The sequence below is a fragment of the Holdemanella sp. DFI.5.55 genome (genome assembly GCF_020593575.1).
GTDB classification, from domain to species: domain Bacteria; phylum Bacillota_I; class Bacilli_A; order Erysipelotrichales; family Erysipelotrichaceae; genus Holdemanella; species Holdemanella hominis.
Genome location: NZ_JAJDMK010000106.1, coordinates 1 through 4,929 on the forward strand (window position 1 = coordinate 1; position 4,929 = coordinate 4,929).

Sequence of the window (4,929 nt, forward strand, 5' to 3'; positions counted from 1 at the left end):
TTTTTCACATACCGCATTCCCCTGTTCCGAAGCCAAAATCTTAATATATAAAAAATAGAGCCTTTAATATATCCGAATGAATATTTAATGACTCTATTAATTTTCTTTACGCTTTTATAGGTATATAAACCACAACACGTGTATCTCTCCATCGTTTTCGATTAGCATTTTGTCCATTAGATAATCTAAATGTACTTACTTGTTCAGAATAGATGGGAATTTTTATCGATAAAAAACTCCTACTTATCACGTACAGCAGCCTGTGCAGCAGCCAGTCTTGCGATTGGTACACGATATGGTGAACAAGATACATAATTCAATCCAACTCTATGACAGAATTCAATACTTGCAGGATCCCCACCATGTTCTCCACAAATTCCTAATTTAATATTTGGACGAGTACTTCTTCCAAGTTCAGTTGCCATCTTTACAAGTTTTCCAACACCTCTTTGATCTAAGTGTGCAAATGGATCTGATTCAAAGATTTTTTTATCATAGTAATCTTGTAAGAATCCTCCTGCATCATCTCTAGAGAATCCAAATGTCATCTGTGTTAAGTCATTTGTACCAAATGAGAAGAATTCAGCTTCTTTTGCGATTTCATCTGCTAATAATGCAGCACGAGGAATTTCAATCATTGTACCAACATGATATTTCATATCGAATTCAGATTCTTGAATCAATTTGTCAGCTACCTGACATACAACCTTTTTAACATAGCGAAGTTCTGCAACATCACCAACCAATGGAATCATGATTTCAGGTTCAATCTTCCAGTCTGGATGTCTTTCATTGACAGCTAATGCAGCCTGAATCACTGCAGTTGTCTGCATTTCAGCAATTTCTGGATACGAAATAGCCAAACGACATCCACGATGACCCATCATAGGATTGAATTCGTGTAAGCTAGAAATGACAGATTTCAATTCATCCAATCCAATGTGCATATCCTTAGCTAATTGTGTAATATCATAAGAGTTTGTAGGTAAGAATTCATGTAAAGGTGGATCCAAGTAACGAATTGTCACTGGTAGACCTTCCATAGCTTCATAGATTCCTTCAAAGTCACTTCTTTGCATAGGCAAGATTTTTTCTAATGCGACACGTCTTTGAGCTGCCGTTTTAGAAACAATCATTTCACGAACCGCTTTAATACGATCCCCTTCAAAGAACATGTGTTCCGTACGAACTAAACCAATACCTTCTGCACCAAATTCATGTGCTTGTTTTGCATCATGTGGTGTATCGGCATTTGTACGAACTTTTAATGTACGTCTTTCATCCGCCCAATTCATGAAACGTTCAAAATCACCTGAAATACTTGCAGGAACGGTTTTAATAGCACTACCATAGATATTTCCTGTAGAACCATCTAAACTAATCCAATCTCCACGGTGATATTTCACACCATCAATTTCAAAATATCCTTCATCATCATGCATCTTGATATCGCCACAACCACTTACGCAGCATGCACCCATACCACGAGCAACAACAGCAGCATGACTTGTCATACCTCCACGTACCGTTAAGATACCTTGAGATACGTGCATACCTTCAATGTCTTCTGGACTTGTTTCTAAACGAACTAAGATGACTTTGTGGTTACGACTTGCCTCTTGAATCGCTTCTTCTGCACTAAATACGATTTGACCACAAGCAGCACCTGGACTTGCTGGAAGTGCTGAAGCAATTGGTTCAGCTTTCTTTAATTCATCCGCATCAAACATTGGGTGAAGTAATGAATCTAATTGTTGAGGTTCAACCATCATTAAAGCTTCATCAATAGTAATCATACCTTCATCCACCATGTCGCACGCAATCTTTAATGCAGCCTGAGCTGTACGTTTACCGTTACGTGTCTGCAACATGAATAATTTACCTTTTTCAATTGTGAATTCCATATCCTGCATATTACGATAGTGCGTTTCCAATTTTTTAGTGATAGCTACAAAATCATCATATGCTCCAGGAGCTACTTTTTTTAATTGATCAATCTTTTGAGGTGTACGAATACCCGCAACAACATCTTCACCTTGGGCATTCATTAAGAATTCACCATACAATTTATTTTCACCAGTACTTGGATTACGCGTAAAGGCAACACCTGTACCACAATCATTACCCATATTGCCAAATACCATCATCTGCACGTTAACTGCAGTTCCCCAGCTTGACGGAATATCATTCATCTTACGATAATAGATAGCACGAGGATTGTTCCAAGAACGGAATACAGCCTCAATAGCACCCATCAATTGTTCTTTAGGATCTTCAGGGAATTCAGATTTTAATTCATTTTTGTAGAACGCTTTAAATAATTCTACTAATTTCTTCATATCTTCAGCATTTAAATCTAAGTCATCACTAATGCCTCTTTCAGCCTTTACTTCATCGATGATCTCTTCAAAACGCTTTTTACTCAACCCCATAACAACGTCTGAATACATTTGAATAAACCGACGATATGAATCATATGCGAAACGCTCATTATTTGTTAAATTTGCAACTGTTTCTGCAACTGTTTTATTCATACCTAAATTTAAAATAGTATCCATCATACCAGGCATACTTGCACGTGCCCCTGAACGAACAGATACTAATAAAGGATTGGCTTCATCCCCCAATCTCTTTCCAGACTTCTTTTCCAATAAATCTAGATATTCCATGATTTGAGCTTTAATACCATCATTAATTGTTTCATTATCTTCATAATATTGGTTACAAGCTTCTGTAGTGATAGTGAATCCATAAGGCACAGGCATTCCTAGTTTAGACATTCCAGCTAAGTTGGCACCCTTTCCACCTAACAATTCACGCATCGTTTCATCGCCTTCATTAAATTCATAGACATATTTTTTATCCATAATATTTTACCTCCTATTTGTAACCGTTTACATGTGTAAACTATTATAACATACAAATTTACATAATGATAGTTTATTTTAAAATTTCACAAACAAAAACCTATCAGTTTTCACCAATAGGTTTATCCACGCTTAACAACCGCACTTTTTTTCTAAATGCTATACCAATTTTTACAATATCTTCAACACCAAAATCGTTTAATTCTGTATCATATTTCATATCTTCAATCTGTTTAAGTGCACTATTAGCCAGTGAATCTAAATCAACATTTATATCTTTCGTATGTTTAAACTCAAAGATAAATCCAGGTATTCCCTTCACCATCGGCAATAATTCAATATCAAACCGACCTAGTCCCGATTCTCTATTTGATCTTACCTTAAATTGACTTCCTAGTACAGCACATAATCCAAGCATCATTCCATGATAGAATGCTTCACTAGCCCCATCCATCGTTGATATACTTTTTAACATAAAATCCTCCAGCAAAGACTGCAGTTTACTTGTATCTTTAGAAAAGATAGCTTGATGAATTGAAATTGAAACATTATTTTGATTTGTACGATTCAATACTTCTTTTTCATATACATATAAAATTTCTTTATTAGGAATAGCCACATCGCACATATAATTTCCATCATTTTGCGGATATATTTCGGCCACCTTTAGATACCCCGCAACCAACAAAAAACTATATATACTATTAAGATTACTTTGAACTTCAGGATATATTACACTTGTATCTACATACGTTGTGACAGTATTTCCACAAATCAATTTATACAAATTTTCATTAATTTCAGGTGTTGCAGTTCCAATAATTTCACCAATAATATCATTACTACCTGTTGATTGCCAAAAAGCTTTTGGAAAACATTGATCCGAAATATAATTGATTACAGACCAAGGATTAAATATTTCCGAATTTCCAAAACGATATCCATCATACCATTCGCAAATTTCTTGATATTTATCTTCATAATCATAATATGCAAGCATGTCTCTGACTTCTTCATTTGTGATGCCAAAATAAGAACTATAATTATTATCTAATATGGAGTTCGTTTTTAAATTGTTCATCCCACTAAAAATACTTTCTTTTGCGACTCTTAGAATACCTGTTAAAAATCCAAAAGCCAAATGTAGATTGTCTTTTAGACCACCCGAAAAAATTGCGTATAAAATCAACAATTTCATTATAAAATTCACAAAGATGATCCTGTTGAATGGGCGTATCATATTCATCAATAATAATGACACACTCTTTATCATAATGTTTGTGAAGTAATAAAGATAAAAGTTGAAGCCCCATTTGACAATCAACCTCATTTATATTTTCACTCGCAAAACGATGATACTGCTCTTTTCGTATGAGCTTAGTACAGAACTACTCTCCAATTCATTATGACGCATAAACTCTAGAGAAATCAATTTACTAATTTTTTGAAAAGTCTCTTGCCAACTCGAACATTTAACATCTTTAAAAGACAAGAATATCACAGGATATTGACCTTGATGTTTTGTATAGTAATCCCCACACTGCCATATATACTTATCCTTAAAATAAATAGATGTATCTTCCGGTGTTTTTTCAAAAAAAACACGCAACATATCCATATTTAATGTTTTCCCAAAACGCCTAGGACGCGTGAAAAGAGATACCATCGGTATCGCATTCAAAAAATCACGAATCAATAAAGTCTTATCTACATAGTAATAATTCGTTGTTGCCGACTTAAAATCAGAAACACCTATTGGTAAAGGCTTTTTCGGACTTAAAATCGCATTATCAGGAATCAGCCAATTGCGCCCATCCTTTATTGCACCAACTATTTCTTTTTGTTTACACATCTGTTGAATTCTACGAGTCGATACCCCTATCTTTTTAGCAGCAGATTCACAAGATATATAGTCCATAAAACTCCTCCTAAACATACTTCTACTCTAAGTATATCCGTTTAAGCGAAATACATAAACTTCATTTCGTTTGCATTTCGTTTATAAGCGAAAAAAATTAGATAATAAAAATCAAGCCTAATTCATAAAATTTTGTGTCTTTCC

Annotated in this window: 3 protein-coding genes and 1 pseudogene; all 4 read right to left on the reverse strand. The window is 34.6% G+C overall.

Annotated features, from left to right (window positions below; all coding sequences use genetic code 11):
* Positions 1 to 239 precede the first annotated feature (239 nt).
* A complete protein-coding gene (gene ppdK / locus LJE08_RS12670; protein ID WP_186999626.1) occupies positions 240 to 2,867 on the reverse strand; it encodes a pyruvate, phosphate dikinase in 2,628 nt (875 codons plus the stop codon).
* A gap of 103 nt (positions 2,868 to 2,970) precedes the next feature.
* A complete protein-coding gene (locus tag LJE08_RS15355; protein WP_370633276.1) occupies positions 2,971 to 3,495 on the reverse strand; it encodes a PD-(D/E)XK nuclease domain-containing protein in 525 nt (174 codons plus the stop codon).
* 315 nt (positions 3,496 to 3,810) lie between these two features.
* Positions 3,811 to 4,180 (reverse strand): annotated as a pseudogene (locus tag LJE08_RS15360) (AAA family ATPase); the annotation flags it as partial.
* A 17-nt stretch (positions 4,181 to 4,197) separates the two neighbouring features.
* Complete coding sequence (locus tag LJE08_RS15160; RefSeq protein ID WP_255650351.1) at positions 4,198 to 4,785, reverse strand: AAA family ATPase; 588 nt, start codon at positions 4,783 to 4,785, stop codon at positions 4,198 to 4,200.
* Positions 4,786 to 4,929 lie beyond the last annotated feature (144 nt).